Consider the following 364-nt stretch of genomic DNA (forward strand, 5'->3'; position numbering starts at 1 on the left):
GGATATGCCGGGGCATAGGCTTGAGATGCGGCTTTTTGCGATGAACCTTGGAGACAAAGCCCTGCTTTTCCATGAAGTCTTCGTTGGCTTTTGAGCGATAGGCCGTGTCAGCCCAGACCGTTGAGGCCGTATTGGTTTTATCCAGCAGCCCCTCTCTCAATCGCGCGCCATCACTGGCGGCGGCATGCGTTGTTTTCCATTTCCGGATGAACCGGTATTTCCGATCGATGGAAACATGCGATTTATAGCCAAAGAACGGGATGGCGAGATCGCTGGAGGGCATGGTTCCATCATCCTGCCGCTTCGCCTTCGTGAACTTCAGTGTCCAGCGCGCATGACGATCCTTGTGCGACAGCTTTGCGGG

Annotated in this window: 1 pseudogene; it reads right to left on the bottom strand. The window is 54.9% G+C overall.

Annotation, left to right across the window (positions count from 1 at the left end):
- A pseudogene (locus tag FKW19_RS15180) lies at positions 1 to 364 on the bottom strand (IS5/IS1182 family transposase); the annotation flags it as partial.

The sequence above is a fragment of the Acetobacter sp. DmW_125128 genome, from assembly GCF_008704325.1.
Taxonomy (GTDB): domain Bacteria; phylum Pseudomonadota; class Alphaproteobacteria; order Acetobacterales; family Acetobacteraceae; genus Acetobacter; species Acetobacter oryzifermentans.